At 67.1% G+C, this 19,277-nt stretch carries 21 protein-coding genes; 16 read left to right on the plus strand and 5 right to left on the minus strand.

Annotation, left to right across the window (positions count from 1 at the left end; translation table 11 throughout):
• From FA90_RS19920 to FA90_RS19940, 5 genes are all read right to left on the minus strand, one after another.
• Complete coding sequence (locus FA90_RS19920) at positions 1-1,038, minus strand: NAD(P)H-dependent glycerol-3-phosphate dehydrogenase (RefSeq protein WP_036171881.1); 1,038 nt, start codon at positions 1,036-1,038, stop codon at positions 1-3.
• A gap of 12 nt (positions 1,039-1,050) precedes the next feature.
• The gene (locus FA90_RS19925) at positions 1,051-1,494 is read right to left on the minus strand and encodes an SH3 domain-containing protein (protein WP_036171884.1); all 444 of its coding nucleotides are present in this window, start codon (positions 1,492-1,494) and stop codon (positions 1,051-1,053) included.
• 109 nt (positions 1,495-1,603) lie between these two features.
• Complete coding sequence (secB, locus tag FA90_RS19930; RefSeq protein WP_036171887.1) at positions 1,604-2,065, minus strand: protein-export chaperone SecB; 462 nt, start codon at positions 2,063-2,065, stop codon at positions 1,604-1,606.
• A 165-nt stretch (positions 2,066-2,230) separates the two neighbouring features.
• Positions 2,231-2,500 carry a glutaredoxin 3 gene (grxC, locus tag FA90_RS19935; protein ID WP_036171890.1) on the minus strand — a complete coding sequence of 90 codons (270 nt, stop codon included), beginning with the start codon at positions 2,498-2,500 and terminating at the stop codon, positions 2,231-2,233.
• A 22-nt stretch (positions 2,501-2,522) separates the two neighbouring features.
• Positions 2,523-2,927 (minus strand): rhodanese-like domain-containing protein, encoded by a 405-nt coding sequence (locus FA90_RS19940; RefSeq protein WP_036171893.1) that lies wholly within the window; start codon positions 2,925-2,927, stop codon positions 2,523-2,525.
• A gap of 129 nt (positions 2,928-3,056) precedes the next feature.
• Here FA90_RS19940 and gpmA point away from each other — a divergent pair, with 129 nt between their 5' ends.
• The 16 genes from gpmA (at position 3,057) to FA90_RS25215 (ending at position 19,263) form a co-directional block, all read left to right on the plus strand.
• Positions 3,057-3,803, plus strand: coding sequence for a 2,3-diphosphoglycerate-dependent phosphoglycerate mutase (gene gpmA / locus FA90_RS19945; RefSeq protein ID WP_036171896.1), 747 nt, complete (start codon positions 3,057-3,059; stop codon positions 3,801-3,803).
• 78 nt (positions 3,804-3,881) lie between these two features.
• A complete protein-coding gene (locus tag FA90_RS19950) occupies positions 3,882-5,279 on the plus strand; it encodes a murein hydrolase activator EnvC (RefSeq protein ID WP_036176471.1) in 1,398 nt (465 codons plus the stop codon).
• A gap of 22 nt (positions 5,280-5,301) precedes the next feature.
• A complete protein-coding gene (locus tag FA90_RS19955) occupies positions 5,302-6,804 on the plus strand; it encodes a S41 family peptidase (RefSeq protein ID WP_036171899.1) in 1,503 nt (500 codons plus the stop codon).
• Positions 6,805-6,817: 13 nt separating this feature from the next.
• Complete coding sequence (locus FA90_RS19960) at positions 6,818-7,570, plus strand: molybdopterin-synthase adenylyltransferase MoeB (RefSeq protein ID WP_036171903.1); 753 nt, start codon at positions 6,818-6,820, stop codon at positions 7,568-7,570.
• 211 nt (positions 7,571-7,781) lie between these two features.
• Positions 7,782-8,243, plus strand: coding sequence for a type II secretion system major pseudopilin GspG (gene gspG, locus FA90_RS19965; RefSeq protein WP_036171906.1), 462 nt, complete (start codon positions 7,782-7,784; stop codon positions 8,241-8,243).
• A 19-nt stretch (positions 8,244-8,262) separates the two neighbouring features.
• Positions 8,263-8,775 (plus strand): GspH/FimT family pseudopilin, encoded by a 513-nt coding sequence (locus FA90_RS19970; protein ID WP_373994617.1) that lies wholly within the window; start codon positions 8,263-8,265, stop codon positions 8,773-8,775.
• Position 8,776: 1 nt separating this feature from the next.
• Positions 8,777-9,142 carry a type II secretion system minor pseudopilin GspI gene (gspI, locus tag FA90_RS19975; protein WP_081933958.1) on the plus strand — a complete coding sequence of 122 codons (366 nt, stop codon included), beginning with the start codon at positions 8,777-8,779 and terminating at the stop codon, positions 9,140-9,142.
• Positions 9,139-9,885: a type II secretion system protein J gene (locus tag FA90_RS19980; RefSeq protein WP_036171912.1), complete on the plus strand. Its 747-nt coding sequence runs from the start codon at positions 9,139-9,141 to the stop codon at positions 9,883-9,885. Before gspI ends, FA90_RS19980 begins: the two co-directional genes overlap by 4 nt.
• Complete coding sequence (gene gspK, locus FA90_RS19985; protein ID WP_239700859.1) at positions 9,882-10,973, plus strand: type II secretion system minor pseudopilin GspK; 1,092 nt, start codon at positions 9,882-9,884, stop codon at positions 10,971-10,973. The genes FA90_RS19980 and gspK overlap by 4 nt, the downstream gene beginning before the upstream one ends.
• A gap of 28 nt (positions 10,974-11,001) precedes the next feature.
• Positions 11,002-12,210, plus strand: a complete 1,209-nt coding sequence (gspL, locus tag FA90_RS19990) for a type II secretion system protein GspL (protein ID WP_036171915.1) — start codon at positions 11,002-11,004, stop codon at positions 12,208-12,210.
• Positions 12,207-12,725 carry a type II secretion system protein GspM gene (gene gspM / locus FA90_RS19995; RefSeq protein ID WP_036171918.1) on the plus strand — a complete coding sequence of 173 codons (519 nt, stop codon included), beginning with the start codon at positions 12,207-12,209 and terminating at the stop codon, positions 12,723-12,725. Before gspL ends, gspM begins: the two co-directional genes overlap by 4 nt.
• The gene (gene gspN / locus FA90_RS20000) at positions 12,722-13,495 is read left to right on the plus strand and encodes a type II secretion system protein N (protein ID WP_036171921.1); all 774 of its coding nucleotides are present in this window, start codon (positions 12,722-12,724) and stop codon (positions 13,493-13,495) included. Before gspM ends, gspN begins: the two co-directional genes overlap by 4 nt.
• Positions 13,492-15,834: a type II secretion system secretin GspD gene (gene gspD / locus FA90_RS20005; RefSeq protein WP_036171924.1), complete on the plus strand. Its 2,343-nt coding sequence runs from the start codon at positions 13,492-13,494 to the stop codon at positions 15,832-15,834. Before gspN ends, gspD begins: the two co-directional genes overlap by 4 nt.
• A 46-nt stretch (positions 15,835-15,880) precedes the next feature.
• Complete coding sequence (gene gspE, locus FA90_RS20010; protein ID WP_036171926.1) at positions 15,881-17,305, plus strand: type II secretion system ATPase GspE; 1,425 nt, start codon at positions 15,881-15,883, stop codon at positions 17,303-17,305.
• A 3-nt stretch (positions 17,306-17,308) separates the two neighbouring features.
• On the plus strand, positions 17,309-18,529 hold the full coding sequence (gspF, locus tag FA90_RS20015; protein WP_036171930.1) for a type II secretion system inner membrane protein GspF: 1,221 nt from the start codon (positions 17,309-17,311) through the stop codon (positions 18,527-18,529).
• A gap of 11 nt (positions 18,530-18,540) precedes the next feature.
• On the plus strand, positions 18,541-19,263 hold the full coding sequence (locus FA90_RS25215; protein ID WP_051971947.1) for a type II secretion system protein N: 723 nt from the start codon (positions 18,541-18,543) through the stop codon (positions 19,261-19,263).
• The last annotated feature ends 14 nt before the right edge of the window (positions 19,264-19,277 follow it).

Genomic DNA, 19,277 nt, shown 5'->3' on the forward strand with positions numbered 1-19,277 from the left:
TCAGGCCAGCTCGTTGCGCGGATCGCGCGCGAGCAGGCGGGCCACCATGTCGGGGGCGGAATCGCCGTCGAACAGCACGCCGGCCACCGCATGGGTGATCGGCATGTCCACGCCCAGGCGCGTCGACAAATCGCGCACGGCCTTGGCGCACGGCACGCCTTCGGCCACGTGACCGAGTTCCTTGACGATGGTGTCCAGCGGTTTGCCCTGCGCCAGCGCCAGGCCGACACGGCGGTTGCGCGACAGGTCGCCGGTGCAGGTGAGGATCAGGTCGCCCATGCCGGTCAGCCCCATGAAGGTGCCGGCCTGGCCGCCCAGCGCCAGACCCAGGCGCGTGATTTCCGCCAGGCCGCGCGTGATCAGCGCGGCGCGCGCGTTCAAGCCCAGGCCGAGGCCATCGGCGGCGCCGGTGGCGATCGCCAGGATATTTTTGACGGCGCCGCCGACTTCGACGCCGACCATGTCGTTGCAGGCATACACGCGGATATTGTTGCCGTGCACCAGCGACACCACGCGCTCGCGCAGTTCGCCCGTTTCGGACGCCACGGTCAGCGCACACGGCAGGCCGCGCGCCACTTCCTGCGCGAACGACGGTCCGGACAGGGCTGCGCCGGCGACGCCGTCGCCGAGCACCGCGCGCACCACCTGGTGCGGCAGCAGGCCGGTATCGTATTCAAACCCCTTGCACAGCCAGACGATGTTGGGAATCGGCCGGCCCTTGAGCTGCTCCAGCAGCGGACGCAGTCCGGCCACCGGGCAGGCCGCGATCAGCAGCGGCGTCGCGCCTGCGCCGGCGCCGGCGCCGGTGACGTGGGCCAGCGCCTGCTCGAAATCGGCCGTGACCTGCAGCCCGGCGGGAAACGGGAAGCCCGGCAGGTAGGCGGGGTTTTCGCCGGCGTCGGCGGACGCCTTCATCTGGTTCGGATTGCGTCCCCACAGCCGGACGTCGTGGCGTGCGGCCAGCGCGATCGCGACGGCGGTGCCCCAGGCGCCGGCGCCGAGGACGGTGATGTTCTGTGCTTGTTTAGCTTCGTGCATGGGAAGGATGGGCTAGATGCCCCAGACGTCGGATGCCCTGACATAGCCGCTGACGCCGTCGCGGTGGCGCACGCGCACCCAGGCGCCGGCTTCCGGATCGACCAGCTCGAGCAGGACGTTGCGGTCGACGATCAGGAGCGTCGGTGCGGTCTCGTCGGGGTTCGCGCGCACGCGCGTGGACGGAGCGCGCACGATCACGTTGCGGCGGCTGGACAAGCCTTTGGCTTCGGTCCAGGCCATGTCGCCGGCGGCGTCGCGGACCTTGACCCAGTCGCCGTAGCTGAGCAGCACCTCGACCGGCATGCCGCTCGGGGCGATGAACAGCTTCGCGCCTTTGGCGGATGGGCCGTCGTACAGGATCACGGGGCGGGCGCCGACCGTCTTGAAGTCGAACGCTTGCGCGGCGCAGCAGGCCAGCGACAGGAGGCAAACGACGAAGGGACGGGCGAAACGCATGGATGGCCTTTGCAAAGCAGCGCAGCCGAAAGGCAAGGAGGGAGTACGGGAGAAGCTGCCTGGTCCGGTCCGCTCGGACGGGACCAGGCAGCTGGATATCCCTGGGATATTACTGGACAGCCGGTGCGCCACCTTGCTGGGCCAGCGCCTGGCGACGCTGCTGGTAGAACACCTCGAAGTTGATCTCGGCCAGGTGGACCGGCGGGAAACCGGCACGGGTGATCAGGTCGGCGATGTTACCGCGCAGGTAAGGATAGATGATGTTCGGGCAGCCGATGCCCAGCAGCGGATCCATCTGGTCAGCCGGGATGTTGCGGGCTTCGAAGATGCCGGCCTGCTTGCCTTCGACCAGGAAGGCGACCTTGTCCTTGACCTTGGCGGTCACGGTGATGGTCACGGTCGATTCGTAGATGCCTTCGGCAACGCTTTCGGCGCCGACGTCCAGCGACACTTCGATCGTCGGGGCTTCCTGCTCCAGGAAAATTGCCGGGGAGTTCGGTTGCTCCAGCGACATATCTTTCAGGTAGATACGCTGGATTTGGAATACGGGTTGCAGGTTTTCGTCAGCCATGGAACGCTTTCGTTAATTATGTGAAGACGGCGAGGCCGTCTGAGTCAAGGCGCGGGCCATTGTATCAAAACCAATTCGGTTGTAATAGCATTGCGGCGAGCGCCTTGTCAAACCTGCATGAATACTGCGCCGGCGTGGCCGGCGCACGCAAATATCAACGCAGAATCAGGCGTTGTCGCCTTTGAGCAGCGGATCCAGGCGGCCGGCCTGGTCGAGCGCGTACAGGTCGTCGAAACCGCCGACGTGGGTCTCGCCCACGTAGATTTGCGGCACGGTGCGGCGGCCGGTGCGCTGCATCATGATGGCGCGCTGCTCGGGATCGAGGTCGACGCGGATGCGTTCGATTTCGGTCACGCCCTTAGCTTCGAGCAGGCGCTCGGCGCGCACGCAGTACGGGCAGCTGGCGGTGTGGTACAGAACGACATGGGCTGTCATGACAGACTCCTTCAAGTTCGGGTTATTTGCTCACGGGCAGGCCGGCAGCCGACCAGGCCGTCATGCCGCCCTCGAGGCTATAGATATCTTCGAAGCCTGCCGCCTTCAACTGGCGCGCCGCCTTGTCGGCCCGGGCGCCGCTCTGGCAGACCACGATCACGGTCTTCACTCGCGACTTGTCGAGTTCGCCGATGCGATTGGACAAGTCTGCCAGCGGAATGTTTTTCGCGTCGCGCAGGTGGCCGGCGGCAAACTCGTCGGCGCTGCGCACATCGACCACGGCGGTGCTCTTGCCGCGGTTGATCATCTGGGTGGCCTGGAATGGCGTGGCCTGGCGGCCGCGCGGCATCAGGGCCGGGATCAGCAGCGCCGCCCCGGAGATCACGGCGATCGCAACAGTAAGAAGATGGTCAAGGATGAAATTCACGAAGGTTCCGTTGGTTGAACTGAATCATCGCATTATAAAATAGAAGCCGGGATCGGTATCCGGTGCCGCCAAAATGCCGCCGCAGGGTTTGCGCGGAGAGCCTCACACACTATTTTCCACGAAGAGCTTATGTACAAAATCGTATTCATGCGCCACGGCGAGTCCACCTGGAACCTGGAAAACCGTTTCACCGGCTGGACCGACGTCGACCTGACCGAAAAAGGCGTGGGCGAAGCCAAGACCGCCGGCCGTCTGCTGCGCGAAGCCGGTTTTACCTTCGACCTGGCCTACACTTCGGTGCTCAAGCGCGCGATCCGCACCCTGTGGCTGGCGATGGACGAGATGGACATGATGTGGCTGCCGGTCAAGAACGACTGGCGCCTGAACGAGCGTCACTACGGCGCCCTGCAGGGCCTGGACAAGGGTGAAACCGCCGCCAAGTTCGGCGACGAGCAGGTGCTGGTCTGGCGCCGCAGCTACGACACCCCGCCGCCCGCGCTGGAACAGGACGATCCGCGCACCTCGTTCAACGACCCGCGCTACGCCGGCCTGGCGAAGGAACAGATTCCGCTGACCGAATGCTTGAAGGACACCGTAGCGCGCGTGATGCCGGCCTGGGACGAGGAAATCGCCCCGGCCATCCGCGCCGGCAAGAAGATCTTGATCTCGGCCCACGGCAACAGCCTGCGCGCGCTGATCAAGATGCTGGACAATATCAGCGACGCCGACATCGTCGGCCTGAACATCCCGAACGGCACCCCGCTGGTGTACGAGCTGGACGAAAACCTGAAGCCGATCCGTCACTACTACCTGGGCGACCAGGATGCGATCGCGGCCGCCATGGCCGCCGTGGCCAACCAAGGGAAGGCGAAGTAAGTCTTGCGATTCCCTGGAAGTAACGATGCCGGCGGCGTGAAGAGCGCCGGCAAGGTGCTGTGCGGCGTGCTGGCGCTGATGCTCGCTTTCGGCGCGGCCGAGGCCGGCTTTGCCGCCCCGGCGGCGCCGCGCCAGACCGAGCGCAGCAAGCAGAAGGCGGCTGCCGAGGCGGCCCGCGCCGGCATCCAGCAAAAGCTCAGCGCCCTCAAGAAGGACATCACCCGCACCGAAAGCGAAAAGGAAGACGCCGCCGACGAGCTGGCCGATTCCGAAGAAGCGATCTCGAATGCCAACCGCTCGCTGCGCGACCTGGCCGAAGAGCAGTCGGCGACCAATGCCAAGCTGCAGGATCTGGCCACCGAGCAGGAGCGGCTGGGTAAAACCATTGCTACGCAAAAGCAGCAGCTGGCCAAGCTGTTGCGCGAGCACTATGTCGCCGGCAACGAAGACCGCATCAAGCTGCTGCTCTCGGGCGACAATCCGAACCGCATCAACCGCGATCTGCAGATGATGGCCTACGTGTCGCAGGCCCAGGCCAGGCTGCTTACTTCCCTGCGCGGCAACCTGGCCGCGGTCGAGGCGAACCACGCCCAGACCGAGAACGCCAAGGACGAACTGGAAGAGATCGCCCAGGAGCAGCGCGACCAGAAAGCCACGCTGGAAAAGGAAAAGGCCAAGCGCGCCACGCTGCTGGCCAGCCTGTCGAGCAAGCTGGTCGACCAGCGCAAGCAGGCGACCAACCTGGAACACGACGAGCAGCGCATGAGCAGCCTGGTCGACAACCTGACGCGCATCATCCACGAGCAGGAGCTGGCCGCGGCGCGCGAGCGCAAGCGCCAGCAGGAGCTCGCGGCCGCGCGCGCGAAGGCTGCGGCCGAGGCCAAAGCGCGCGCCCTGGCCCTGGCCAAGGCCCAGCAGGCCGAACGCGAGCGCCTGGCGCGCCAGGCCGCCAGGACCGGCAAGCCGATGAAACCGCTGCCCGCACCGGCGCCGGTGCAGGAAGAGCCACGCGTGGCCGAGAAACCGGAAGCGCCGCCGCCGCGCAGCGCCGACACCGCGCTGGCCTCCGACCTGCCGAGCGGCGCCTTCGAAAGCCTGCGCGGACGCCTGCCGGCGCCGATCGCCGGCCGGGTCGCGGCCCGTTTCGGCGCCAAGCGCGGCGATGGCCCGACCTGGCGCGGCATGTTCATCAAAGCGCCCGAAGGCACCGACGTGCATGCGGTCGCCGCCGGCCGCATCGTGTTCGCAAACTGGATGCGTGGCTACGGTAACCTGATCATCATCAATCATGGCGGCGAGTACCTGTCGATCTACGGAAACAACCAGACGCTGATCAAACAAGTTGGCGATGCGGTCAAGCCCGGCGAGGTCATCGCCAACGCCGGCAATACCGGCGGTAACGAAGAATCGGGGCTATACTTTGAGCTCAGGCATCTGGGTAAAGCCTTCGACCCGGCTGGCTGGGTAAGATTCTAGCGAGCAAGCTGACAGGAACAACATGGGCAACAAACTCAAGAACATCGGCCTGATCGGCATCGGCATGCTCGCCGGTGTAGCCGCGTCGGTGCAGTTCTCTGCGCTGGCGCAGAAGGACACACCGAGCGCCGCTGCCGGTACCAATGCGCCGCTGCCGCTCGATGAGCTGCGTCAGCTGGCCGATGTGTATGCCCTGATCAAAAGCGATTATGTCGAGCCGGTGCAGGACAAGAAACTGCTGTCGGAAGCGATCGCCGGCATGGTGGCCTCGCTCGACCCGCATTCGGTTTATCTCGACGAAAAGGACTTCGCGGAAATGCGCGAGACCGTCGAGGGCAAGTTCGTCGGCATCGGCGTCGAAGTCAGTATGGAAGACGGCTACGTCAAGATCGTCTCGCCGATCGAGGACACGCCCGCGTTCCGCGCCGGCATCCGCGCCGGCGACCTGATCACCCGCATCGACAACGTGCCGGTCAAGGGCCTGTCGCTGGACGACGCGATCAAGCGCATGCGCGGCGAGCCGCACAGCAAGGTGATGCTGACCATCGCCCGCCGCGGCGCCGACGCGCCCTGGGTGGTGCCGGTCGAGCGCGAAGAGATCAAGGTGGCCAGCGTCAAGGCCAAGATGATCGAACCGGGCTATGTCTGGATCCGCATCAACCAGTTCCAGGAAGAGACGCTGGATGAAATGGCCGACAAGCTCAAGGGCTTGTACGCGCAGAACCCCAACATCAAGGGCCTGGTGCTCGACCTGCGCAACGATCCGGGCGGCTTGCTGCCGAGCGCGATCGGCGTGTCGGCCGCGTTCCTGCCGCAAAACGACGTGATCGTCTCGACCAAGGGGCAATTGGCCGACTCCAACGAAACGTTTTATGGCCGGCGCGAATTCTATGCGGTGAAACCGGGCGTCGATCCGCTGGCCAAGCTGCCGGCCGCGCTCAAGACGGTGCCGATGGTGGTGCTGGTCAACACCGGCTCGGCTTCGGCCTCGGAAATCGTCGCCGGCGCGCTGCAGGATTACAAGCGCGCCGTCGTGCTGGGCAGCCAGACCTTCGGCAAGGGCTCGGTGCAGACGCTGCGCCAGCTGACTCCGGACACCGCGGTCAAGCTGACCACGGCACGCTACTACACGCCCAAGGGGCGCTCGATCCAGGCGCTCGGCATCGTGCCGGACATCAAGGTCGACGAGACGCCGGAAGGCGACGGCTTGAACGCGCTGACGGTGCGCGAAGCCGACCTCGACCATCACCTGTCGAACGAGGGCGAAGCGAAAAACGGCGCCACCTCGGCCAGGCGCGACGAGCTCGAGGCCGAGCAGCGCGCGGTCGCCATGATGAAAAATACCCGCCCGCCGGAATTCGGCGGCAAGGACGACTTCCAGCTGGCCCAGGCGATCAACCATTTCAAGGGCTTGCCGGTGCGCGTGGCCAAGCCCGATCCGGACGCGGACAAGCCGGCCCCGGCCAACCTGCCGGGCGCGGACCAGAAGCCGCCCGAGCAGGTCAAGGACAGCGTCAAGAAGTGATGCCGGCGATCCTGTGAACGACCAGCAGCTGCTGCGCTATTCGCGCCACATCCTGCTCGACGAAGTCGGCATCGAAGGGCAGGCGCGCGTGCTCGATGCGCACGCGCTGATCATCGGCGCCGGGGGCCTGGGCTCGCCGGCCGCGCTGTACCTGGCCGCCAGCGGCGTCGGCCGCATCACCCTGGTCGACGACGACGTGGTCGACCTGACCAACCTGCAGCGCCAGGTCATGCACACCACGGTGCGGGTCGGCATGACCAAGGTCGAATCCGGGCGCGAGGCGCTGCTGCAGATCAATCCGGAAATCGAGGTCGCCGCGCTGCGCGAACGCGTCGACGCCGCACGCTTGGCGGAACTTGTCGGCGCAGCGGATGTCGTACTCGACTGCAGCGACAATTTCGCGACCCGCCATGCGGTCAACCGCGCCTGCGTGCACGCGCGCGTGCCGCTGGTGTCCGGCGCCGTGATCCGCTTCGATGGCCAGTTGTCGGTGTTCGACGTGCGCGATCCCGCATCGCCCTGCTATGCCTGCCTGTTCCCCGAGGACAGCGAGTTCGAGGAAGTTGCCTGCAGCACCATGGGTGTGTTCGCGCCGCTGGTCGGCGTGGTCGGCGCCATGCAGGCCACCGAGGCGCTCAAGCTGCTCAGCGGCGCCGGGCGCCCGATCGCCGGACGCCTGCTGATGCTGGACGGACGCGCAATGGAATGGACCGACATCGGCATCGCACGCAATCCCGCCTGCCCGGTATGCGCCGCGCGTACTTGATCTGCGTCAATTTGGATAGATCGACAAGAGGTGCGGTGCGGGACGCACTGGTCTAGAATGGCCCTTTTCCGGGCCATGCATGCTGCGTTGGCGGCAGTGCCTGGGGCGGTTGGCTGTCTTACAATTCAAAAATTCCTTTTGACGTTTTTCGCTCATCCGGCCTTATACTAGGTTGTTCTAAATTCTTTCGCCCAATCACCATTACTCCGTTATGCAGAATATTTCGCATCGTTTGGCCCAGCAGCGCCGTCAGCGTGGTTTCACGCTGGTCGAGATCATGGTCGTCGTGGTCATCATCGGCATCCTCGGCGCGCTGGTCGTGCCCAAGCTGCTCGGCCGTACCGGCGAGGCGCGCGTGACCGCCGCCCGCACCGACATCGCGGCGATCCAGCAGGCGCTCCAGCTGTACAAGCTCGACAACCAGCGCTATCCGACCACCGAGCAGGGCCTGCAGGCGCTGGTCCAGAAGCCGACCGCCGGCCCGGCCGCCAACGGCTGGAAAGAGGGCGGCTACCTGCCCAAGCTGCCGAAGGACCCGTGGGGCAATCCTTACCAATACCTGAACCCGAGCCTGCACGGCGCCGAATTCGACGTGCTCTCGCTGGGCGCCGACGGCCAGCCGGGCGGCAGCGGCGAAGATGCCGACATCGGCTCCTGGGACGAAAACAAGTAATCACGGAGCCTTCATCCCGATGACCGATCACGTGCGCGGTGCGCCGCGCCGGCCGATGCGCCGTCCGGGCGCGCCGGCCGAACGCGGCTTCACCCTGGTGGAGATCATGGTCGTGATGGTCATCATCGGCATCACGCTGGGGATGGTGTCGGTCAACGTCATGCCCAGCCCGCGCCAGGACCTGCAGGCCGAGGCCCGGCGCCTGTCGCTGCTGCTGCAGCTGGCGCGCGACGAAGCGATCGTGCGCAACCGCCCGATTACCTTCGAAGCGACCCAGGAGCGCTACCACTTCCTGGTACGCAACGAAACGCGCTGGGAGCTGATCACCAACGACGACGTGCTGCGCGAGCGCGCCTTCAAGAATGCACCGCTGACCCTGCTGCTCAATCCCGCCAACGCCGGCACGATCGATCCGCTGCGCATCACCTTCGGCCGCGAGCCGGTCGACAAGCCGTTTACCTTGACCCTGGCCAGCGGCGGCAGCCAGGTGGCGATCCAGGCCGACGGGGTCGGGCATTTCACGGTTGAATGACATGAGACAGCGCGGCTTTACCCTGCTCGAAGTGCTGGTGGCCCTGGTCATCGTCGGCACCGCGCTGGGCGCCGGCCTGCGCGCGGTCGGCAGCCTGACCGCCAACAGCGCCGGGCTGCGCACCAACATGATGGCCACCTGGTCGGCCGAAAATCGCCTGGTGCAGATCCGCCTGGGCAAGGAATTCCCCGACATCGGCAAGCACAGCTTCGATTGCCCGCAAGGCGACCTGCACCTGGTCTGCCAGGAAGAGGTGATCGCCAGCCCGAATCCGCGCCTGCGCCGGGTCGAGGTCTCTGTGTTCGACATCGAGCGGCCGAATCGCCAGATCGTCAAGCTGGTCCAACTCGTGCTGAGGCAGCGATGACGATGCGGCCCTCCCACGCGCACGCGCGCCGGCGCGGCTTCACCCTGGTCGAGCTGCTGGTCGCGATCAGCATCCTGGCGATCGTCGCGGTGCTCGGCTGGCGTGGCCTGGACGGCATCGTGCGTGCGCGCGCGGCGCTGACCCAGCAGATGGAAACCACGCGCGGCATGCAGCTCGCGTTTGCCCAGATGCAGAGCGACTGCGAACACATCGCCCTGCGCGACGTGGTCGACCAGCGCCCGTATCTGCTGGCCGGCCCGGGACGCTTCACGCTGGTGCGCGAAGTCTTCGCCGACAACCAGCCGTCGCGCCTGCAGGTGGTCGCCTATCGCATCGTCAACAACACGCTGGTGCGGCGCGAGTCGGCCGGCACGCGCGACATGGCCCAGCTCGATGCGCTGTGGCAGTCCGAAGTCAGCGACACCGACACCAGCGGCGCCGTGGTGCTGCAGACCGGCGTGACCGGCATGCAGATCTCGACGTGGCAGAACAATGCCTGGCGCCAGGCCGGCACCGGCACCGACGACACCACCAATACGAATAACGGCGGCGCGCCGGCAGGCAACACCGCTGCCGCGGTCGCGGCCGCCGCTGCGGCTGCCGCCGCGGCAAAGAGCGGCAATCCGACCGCCATCGCCGCGGCCGCCGCGGCCGCCGCCGATCCGAGCGGCTTGCAGGTGGCGCTGCAGGCGGGCGGCCTGCAAGTGGCGCTGACCAAATCATTCCTGCTGGGAGGCACATGACGATGCCACCGACCCGGCCGCGGCCGCAGCGCCAGCGCGGCGTGGCCGTCGTGACTGCGCTGCTGCTGACCACGCTGGCGATCTCGATCGTCGCCAGCCTGTTCTGGCAACAGCAGGTCGAAGTGCGCTCGATGGAAAACCAGAGGCTGCACCTGCAGACGCGCTGGATCCTGCGCGGCGCGGTCGACTGGGCCACCCTGGTCCTGTTCCAGGATGCGATGGACCATCCGCGCTACACCTCGCTCGACCAGGTGTGGGCGACGCCGCTGGCAGAAACCCGTCTCGACCAGTACATCGAGCGCGAACGCGTCGAAGGAGAAAATTTCGATGCGACCCTGTCCGGTAACATTACTGACGCATGCTCGCGTTACAATTTGCGCAATCTCGCGCAAGACGCCAAGATCATCGACGGTGACCAGCTCGACGTGTTCAAACGCTTGCTGAGCAACCTGCAGCTCGACCCGTCGCTCGCGCAGCGCGTGGCCAGCGTAGTGGCGTTCAGCTTGCCGGCGCAGGCATTGCCGGACAGCGTCACCAACAATGGCGGCGGCACGACAGGTGGCACGGCAGGCAGTACGGCAGGCAGTACGGCAAACGGTGGCAACGGCGGCACGGGCGCTTCGGGCAGCACCAGCAGCAACGCCGTGCAGCCCGTCGGCGTGACCGGCGTGCCGATGCGCCTGCTGCAGGTGGACGACCTGCTGGCGGTGCCGGGCTTCACGCCGGCGATGGTGGAGCGCCTGCGGCCGTTCGTGATCGTGTTGCCGGAGGTGACTCCGGTCAACGTCAACACCGCGCCACCCGAGGTGCTGGCGGCGGTGGCGAACGTGTCGATGTCGGCGGCCAACACGATGATCGTGCGCCGCAAGCAGGCGCCGTGGGCCGACAAGGCCAATTTCGACACCGAAGTGGGGTCGCAGACTGCGGGAATGGCGCCGAACTCGGCGGCCGTGAAGAGCGAATGGTTCCTGGTCGACAGCCGCATCCGGCTCGACCGCGCGGCGCTGGATGCCGAGGCGCTGGTCCACCGTCCGCTGAACCTGATGGCCAGTGGGGGGCCGTCGGTGGCATGGGTGCGTCAGTACTAGAACGAGAAGATCGAGAAAGCGAGACAGTTTGACTACTCTTTATATTCGGCATCCCGCGCGCGCGGAAGGCGAGCATGCGTTGTGCCGCTTCGCCCAGGTCGGCGACGGCGGCGCCATCGAGCAGCAGGGCGAAGGCCCGCTGCGCAACCTCGGCGACCTGGTCGGGGCCAGCCGGCGCGTCGTGCTGCTGCTGGCCGGCGCCGACGTGACGCTGCTGTCGGTGCAGGCCCCGCCATTGACCGGCGCGCGCCTGAAAGCCGCCTTGCCCGGCCTGGTGGAAGAACACATCCTCGGCGACCCGGACGACTGCGTGCTGGTGGCCGCGCCCCAGCAGCCGGACGAGACCCGTCCGGTCGCCGTGGCCGACCGCGCCTGGTTGGAAGACATCGTGCGCAGCCTGCTGGCGCAGGGCGCGCGCAGCGTCAGCGCCGTGCCGGCCCAGCTGTGCATGCCGCTGCAGCCGGGCAGCGTCTCGGCCGCCGTCTCGGGCAGCGAACTGATCCTGCGCCAGAGCTTGTTCCAGGGCTTCGGCCTGGCGCTCGACGCCGCCCCGGCGGCGGTGCTGCAGACCGCGCGCGCCTTCAGCGGCGATGCGCCGCTGGTGCTGTACGTGCCGCACAACCAGGTCGGCGAATACCAGGCGCTGTCGGCCGAAGCCGGCCCCGGCGTCAGCGTCGAAAACGACGACTGGAGCCACTGGATCGCCGGTTCGCGCAGCACCGCGGTCGACCTGGTATCCGGCCTGGGCGCGGCCGGCGCGCCGCAGCGCGACTGGCGCCGCTGGCGCTGGCCGATCACGCTGGCCGGACTGGTGTTGGTGCTCAACGTGGTCGCGCTGAACGTCGACTGGCTGCGCCTGCGCCACCAGTCCGACACCATCCGCCAGTCGATGACCCAGACTTTCCGCTCGGTGTACCCGAGCCAGGCCGTGATCGACCCGGTCGCGCAGATGCGTCAGAGCATTGCCGGCGCGCGCGCCAACACCGGCGAAGTCTCGCCCGACGAATTTACCTATCTCGCAGCGGCCTTCGGCGAAGCGGCACGCCGTCTCGGACGTCAACCCGGAATTGCATCAATTGAGTATCGGGAACGCGCCTTGGCCGTCAAAGTCAAACCGGAGACTGTCGACCCCGGCATGGCCGCACAATTGCGCGGCGCGCTGGCGGAACGCAGGCTGAGCCTGCAGGAAACCGCCCCGGGCAACTGGGTGATCCGCAGTACAGGAGCCAAGCAATGAGTTTCGCCACCACCATCGCCCAGTACCGCGCGCGCGCCAATGCGCTCTGGATCGCGCGTACCGAGCAGGAACGCCGCTTCCTGGCGGTCGGCGGCGCCGTCGTGTTGCTGGCCGTACTCTACCTGCTGCTGATCGATCCGGCCGTCACCGGCCGCGCCCAGCTGGCGCGCAGCGTGCCGCAGCTGCGCCTGCAGGCGGCCGAGCTGCAGGCCATGGCGCAGGAAGCCAACAATCTCGCGCATACGCCGCCGGTGCAGGTCGTGCCGCTGACGCACGACGCCGTGTCGGCCAGTCTCACCGGACGCGGCCTGACTCCGCAATCGCTGTCGGTGGCCAACGACTACATCAAGCTGCAGCTGAATAATGCGTCGTTCGCCACCTTGACCGCCTGGCTCGACGAACAGCGCCGCGGCAACCGCGTACTGGTGCAGGACGCGGTCGTGACCGCGCTGCCGACAGCCGGCCAGGTCGACGCGACCCTGACGCTGCACCAGAACAACGACGGCGCCCGATGAAGCGACTGCTGCTCTGGGCCGGCCTGACCGCGTTGGCGGTGGTGCTCACGATCCTGGCGTTCCTGCCGGCGGCCTGGCTGGGCCCGCTGGTCGAACATCAGACCGGTGGCCGTTTGACTCTCGGGGATGCGCAAGGTACGCTGTGGCGCGGCTCAGCCTTTGTGGGCGGCGCCGCGGGCGAGGGCGGGGCCGTCACGCCGCTGCTGCCGGGCCGCTTCAACTGGCGCCTGTCGCCGCTGCTGCTGCTGGGCCAGGTGAACATGGACCTGGCCAACGACCAGGCGCTGGCGCAGCCGGTGCGCATCACCGGTGGGCTGTCGGCGTGGCAGGTCAGCGCCGGCCAGCTGCTGTTGCCGGCCGAAGGCTTGTCCGGCCTGGGCGCACCGCTGAACACGCTGGCGCTGACGGGCACGATCAAGCTGTCGTGGAATTTGCTGGACATCGCGCGCCAGGGCAACGCGGTGGCGGTCAACGGCCGTACGGTGCTGGCGCTGACCGACATGGGATCGCGCATGAGCCCCATCAAACCGCTGGGCAGCTACGAGATGGCGATGGACTGGCGCGGCCAGCGCGCCGACGTCGACCTGCGCACCGTGCACGGCGCGCTGCTGCTGTCGGGAACGGGCGGGCTGGAAAACGGACGGCTGCATTTTTCGGGGCAGGCGTCGGCGGGTGAGGGATATGAAGAGACGCTGGGCAACCTGCTCAACCTGCTGGGCCAGCGGCACATGGTGAACGGCAAGAACATAATCGCGTTAGAGTTCAGATGATGAAAAAAAACCAAGGTAGCAACCTGCAAATCCCGGCGCTGCGCCGAATCGCGGCCGGCGCCATGCTGTGCTGCGCCATCGCCGCGGCCGTCCCGCCGATCCCCGCCTTCGCCCAAGCCCAGGCCCAGAACGGCGGCGCCGCACTGAACTTCGTCAACGCCGACATGGAATCGGTGATCAAGGCGGTCGGCCACTATACCGGCATGACCTTCGTCATCGACCCGCGCGTCAAGGGAACGCTGAGCCTGGTCTCGGAACGCCCGTTGAGCAAGGCCCAGGCCTTCGAACTGCTGACCTCGCAGCTGCGCCTGCAGGGCTACGCGGTGGTCACCGGCGACGGTTTCGCCAAGGTGGTGCCGGAAGCCGAAGCCAAGCTGCAATCCTCGCCGACCCAGGTCGGCGTCAGCGGCGCCAAGGCGCGCGGCGACCAGGTCGCGACCCAGATCTATCGCCTGCAGCACGAATCGGCGGCCAACCTGACCGCGGTGCTGCGTCCCCTGATCTCGCCCAACAACTCGATCATGGCCGACCCGGGCAACAACAGCCTGGTAATCACCGACTATGCCGACAACCTGCGGCGCCTGTCGCGCATCATCGCCGCGCTCGATTCGCCGGCCACCAGCGACCTCGACGTGGTGCAGATCCGCAATGGCATCGCCGCCGACGTCGCCAACCTGGTCACGCGCCTGATGGAACCGAGCCCGGGCGGCGATGCCGGCCGCGTCACCGTGCTGGCCGACTCGCGCACCAACACCGTCGTGATCCGTGCGCCCTCGGCCGCGCGCGCGAACATGGCCAAGAGCCTGATCGCCAAGCTCGACCAGCCGACCACGGAACTCGGCAACATCCACGTGGTCTACCTGAAGAACGCCGACGCCAGCCGCGTGGCGCAAACGCTGCGCGCGGTGGTGTCGCAGGATTCGTCGGCGGTGCCGGTGCAGCAGCAGGGCACCTCGGGCGGCTCGATCCAGTCGACCAACAACGGCGCCGGCGGCACCGGCGGCAACCTCGGCGGTCAGCAGGGCCAGCAAAGCAGCGTCGGCATGGGCGGCACCGGCAACACCTTCGGCCAGCAGAGCCAGGCGACCGCAAACGGCGCCGGCGGCGGCCAGGGTTCCGGCTTCATCCAGGCCGATGCCTCCACCAACAGCCTGATCATTACCGCGCCGGACGCGGTGTACCGCAACCTGCGTTCGGTCATCGACCAGCTCGACGTGCGCCGCGCCCAGGTCTACATCGAGGCGCTGGTGGTCGAAGTCACCGCGAGCGATGCGGCACAGTTCGGCGTGCAGTGGGTCGGCCTGACCGGCAACGCCAACAGCAGCTACCGCGTCGGCGGCCTGCAGTCGTTCACGACCGGCGGCGCCAGCAGCAACATCGTCAACTTGGCGGTCGCCGCGGCCACCGGCCTGAGCGGCTCCACCGCGAGCGCCGCCAGCGGCGGCACCGGCATCCCCAACCCGGCCGGCCTGTCGATCGGCGTCTTCAAGCAGGTGGGCGGCGAACTCGGCCTGGGTGCGATCGCGAGCGCCCTTGAAAGTACCGGACACGCCAACATCTTATCGACGCCGAACATCATTACGCTGGACAATGAACTGGCGACGATCAAGGTCGGGCAAAACATTCCGATCATCACCGGCTCGTTCACGACCGGCGCGAGTGGCGCAAGCAACCCGTTCCAGACCGTGGACCGCAAGGACGTCGGCCTGCTGCTGAAGGTGCGCCCGCAGATCTCGGAAGGCGGCACCATTAAGATGGCGATCTATCATGAGAATTCGGGCATCGACAATTCGGTGTCGTCGGCTTCCGGCATCGTGACCACCGTGCGCGCCATCGAAAACACGGTCCTGGCCGACAACGGTCAGATCGTCGTATTGGGCGGCCTGATCTCGGACGACGAAAACGAAAACCAGGACGCCGTACCGGGCCTGAGCGCCATTCCGGTGGTGGGCAACCTGTTCAAGTACAAGACCCGTACCCGCGCCAAGCGCAACCTGATGGTGTTCCTGCGTCCGATCGTGGTGCGCAGCAAGGAACAGAATGACAGCATCTCGGCGGACCGCTACGAATACATGCGCGCCGCTGGCGTGACGGAACAGCCGAGGGGCGGCAGTGCGGTCCTGCCCAACCTCGGTTCTCCCGTACTACCCCCATTAACGAATGGCCAGCCGCCCGTGACGGACGGCACGATGGCCAGGATGCCGCCGCCGGCCCCGGCCGCCGCCCGTCCGGGCGCCGCCACCGGTCCGGACGTCGCCCAGCCCGCCAACCCGGCCCAGCCGCCGGTCGGACAGTTCCGTCCGGTCCAGCCGCAGGGGCAACCGGGCTACGGTCAATAAACCGGTCAGGCAAGCGGCGAACGGCATCGACAAAGGATGAAGACACATGGATAACTTGTTGCCCTACGCATTCGCACGGGATTACGGCGTGCTGGCGCGTTCCAACGGCGACCCGGCGCAAGCCGTCGAAGTGATGGTCTCGAACGCCACGAAACCAGCCGCGATCGCGGAAGTCTCGCGCCGTTTCGGCCGCATCGCCCTGCGCCGCATGGAGCGCGCCGAGCTGGAGTCCGCCATTGCCGCTGCCTACCAGGGCGCCGGTGGCGACGCCTCGCAGGTCGCCGACGAGTTCGACACCGACCTCGATCTGACCAAGCTGCTGCAAGACGTGCCGGCCATCGAAGACCTGCTGGAATCGTCCGACGACGCCCCCGTCATCCGCATGATCAATGCGCTGCTGACCCAGTCGCTGCGCGAAGGCGCCTCCGATATCCACATCGAGCCGTTCGAGCAGACCTCGGTGGTGCGCTTCCGCATCGACGGCGCTCTGCGCGACATCGTGCGCCCTCGCAAGGCGATCCACGCATCGCTCATCTCCCGTATCAAGATCATGTCGCAGCTCGACATCGCCGAAAAGCGCCTGCCGCAGGACGGCCGCATCACGCTGCGCATCGGCGGCAAGCCGGTCGACGTGCGTGTCTCGACGCTGCCGACCGGCCACGGCGAGCGCGCCGTGCTGCGTCTGCTCGACAAGGAGGCCGGCCGCCTCGACCTGTCGCACCTGGGCATGAGCACCGGCCTGCTGCCGCAATTCGACAAGCTGATCAACCAGCCGCACGGCATCGTGCTGGTCACCGGCCCGACCGGTTCCGGCAAGACGACCACGCTGTACGCCGCGCTGTCGCGCCTGAACGCCTCCACCACCAACATCATGACGGTGGAAGACCCGATCGAGTACGACCTCAACGGCATCGGCCAGACCCAGGTCAATGCCCGCATCGACATGACCTTCGGCAAGGCCCTGCGCGCGATCCTGCGCCAGGACCCGGACGTGATCATGATCGGCGAGATCCGCGACCTGGAAACCGCGCAGATCGCGGTGCAGGCGTCGCTCACCGGCCACCTGGTGCTGGCGACGCTGCACACCAATGATGCGGCCTCGGCCGTAACCCGTCTGCTCGACATGGGCATCGAACCGTTCCTGCTGTCGTCCTCGCTGCTGGGCGTGATGGCGCAACGCCTGGTGCGCAAGCTGTGCCCGCACTGCAAGAAGCAGGAAGGCGCCAGCTGGGTCGCGGTCGGCTGCGACCGTTGCGGCCACACCGGCTACCACGGCCGGGTCGGCGTCTACGAACTGCTCGAAACGAACGAGCAGATCCGCGCGCAGATCCACAACCAGGTGTCCGAGGCGCAAATCCGCGACAAAGCGCTGCAGTCCGGCATGCACACGATGCGCGAAGACGGCGAACGCTGGGTGCGTGAAGGCATCACCACCGAAGCCGAGCTGGTGCGCGTGACGAAGGCGGACTAAGCGATGCCGGCATTCCGCTACGAAGCCGTCGACACCGGCGGCATCACCCGCAAGGGGGTGCTCAACGCCGACAGCCCGCGCGCGGCGCGCGCCGACCTGCGCCTGCAGGGCTTGACGCCACTGACCGTCGAGACCATCGCGGCCCAGGTCGACGAAAGCGGTGCGGCCAGGGCGCGCGGCTTCGGCGAGCGCCTGTCGCAGGTCGAGCTGGCGCTGTTCACGCGCCAGCTGGCCAGCCTGCTGGAGGCCGGCCTGCCGCTCGAGCAGGCCTTCACCGCGCTGCTGGAACAGGCCGAGCGCCCCTACGTGCGCGACCTGATCGCGTCGATCCGCTCGGAAGTGATGGGCGGCGCCTCCTTCTCCAGCGCACTGTCGCGCCATCCCCGCGACTTCGCGGAAATCTATCGTGCGCTGGTCGGGTCCGGCGAGCAGATCGGCCAGCTCGCGCGCGTGCTGGCGCGCCTGGCCGACTACATCGAGCGCCGCAATGCGCTGGTACAGCGGGTGCGCCTGGCGTTCACCTATCCGGCCATCGTCACCGTGGTCGCGTTCGCGATCGTGATCTTCCTGCTGACCTATGTGGTGCCGCAGATCGTCTCGGTGTTCGCCAACACCAAGCAAAAACTGCCGTTTTTGACCGTGGTCATGCTCGGCGTGTCGAACTTTACGCGCGCTTATGGCATCTATGTCGCATTGATCGTCATCGCGGCCTGGTTTTCCTGGCGCCGCGCGCTGCAGAACCCGGCGCTCAAGCTGCGCTGGCATGCCTGGCTGCTCGACGCCCCGGTCTACGGCCGCTTCGAGCGCAGCCTGAACACGGCGCGCTTCGCCAGCACGCTGGCGATCACCACCGGGTCCGGCGTGCCGATCCTGCGCGCGCTCGACACCAGCCGCGACACGCTGTCGAACGTGGCGATGAAGGGCCTGGTCGAAGATGCGACCGCCAGCGTGCGCGAAGGCGCCAGCCTGGCGCGCGCCCTGTCGGTGCAAAAGTATTTTCCGCCGATGCTGGTGCACATGATCCGCGCCGGCGAAATCACCGGCGAGCTGCCGGCCATGCTCGAGCGCGCCGCCGATTCGCAGCAGGCCGACCTCGAGCGGCGCGCGCTGACCATCGCCGGCCTGCTTGAACCGGTGCTGATCCTGGCCATGGGCCTGGTCGTGCTGCTGATCGTGCTGGCCGTGCTGATGCCGATTATTGAAATCAACCAGTTGGTGCGTTGATAAGGAAACTGATGAACAAGCGCTTGCCCATCCTTTTGAGCCTGCTCGGCGTGATCCTGCTGGCGGCGTCGATCGCCTATTGGGTGCTGCAGCTGGTCCAGCCGCCCCAGCGTCCGATGGCGGCGGTCCAGACCGCGCAGGCCGCGGATCCGCCGATCGACGCCGCCGCAACCCTGTTCGGTGGCCAGATGGCGGTGGCAACCGCAACCAATTATCAGTTGACCGGCATCGTCTCGGCCGGCCGCAACAGCGTGGCGATCATCGTCGCCGATGGCGCCCAGCCGAAAGCGCTGCGCATTGGCAAGGAGCTGTCGCCAGGCATCACGCTGGCCGAAGTCTATCCACGTTACGTGATGCTGTCCGATAACGGCGCAATGAAGCGCATCGATCTGGCGCCGGACAGCAAAGGTGGGGCGCAGATCGGCGGCGCGGGCGGCGGCATGGCGCCGCCTGGCGTGCCGAACAATGCAGGCTCGGTCCAGCCGATCATGCCGTCGCCGACTGCGCCGGCCGGCAACGCCATTCCCGAGCCGCCGATGTCGCCGGGCGCGGTGCCGCCGCAGCTGCAGGCCGTTAATCCCGGCGACGTCGGCCAGCATGACGCGCCGCAGCAACAGCAACAGCAACAGCAAAACGGTAACCCGAACCAGGGCAATCCGCCGCCGAACCAGATCCAGATGCCGCCGCCGACCCGCGCTGTCGGCGTGCCCGGCGCCACCCCGGCCGTTCAGTAAGCCGCTTGTTGTCG

It is taken from the genome of Massilia sp. 9096, from assembly GCF_000745265.1.
In the GTDB taxonomy this organism is placed as follows: domain Bacteria; phylum Pseudomonadota; class Gammaproteobacteria; order Burkholderiales; family Burkholderiaceae_D; genus Telluria.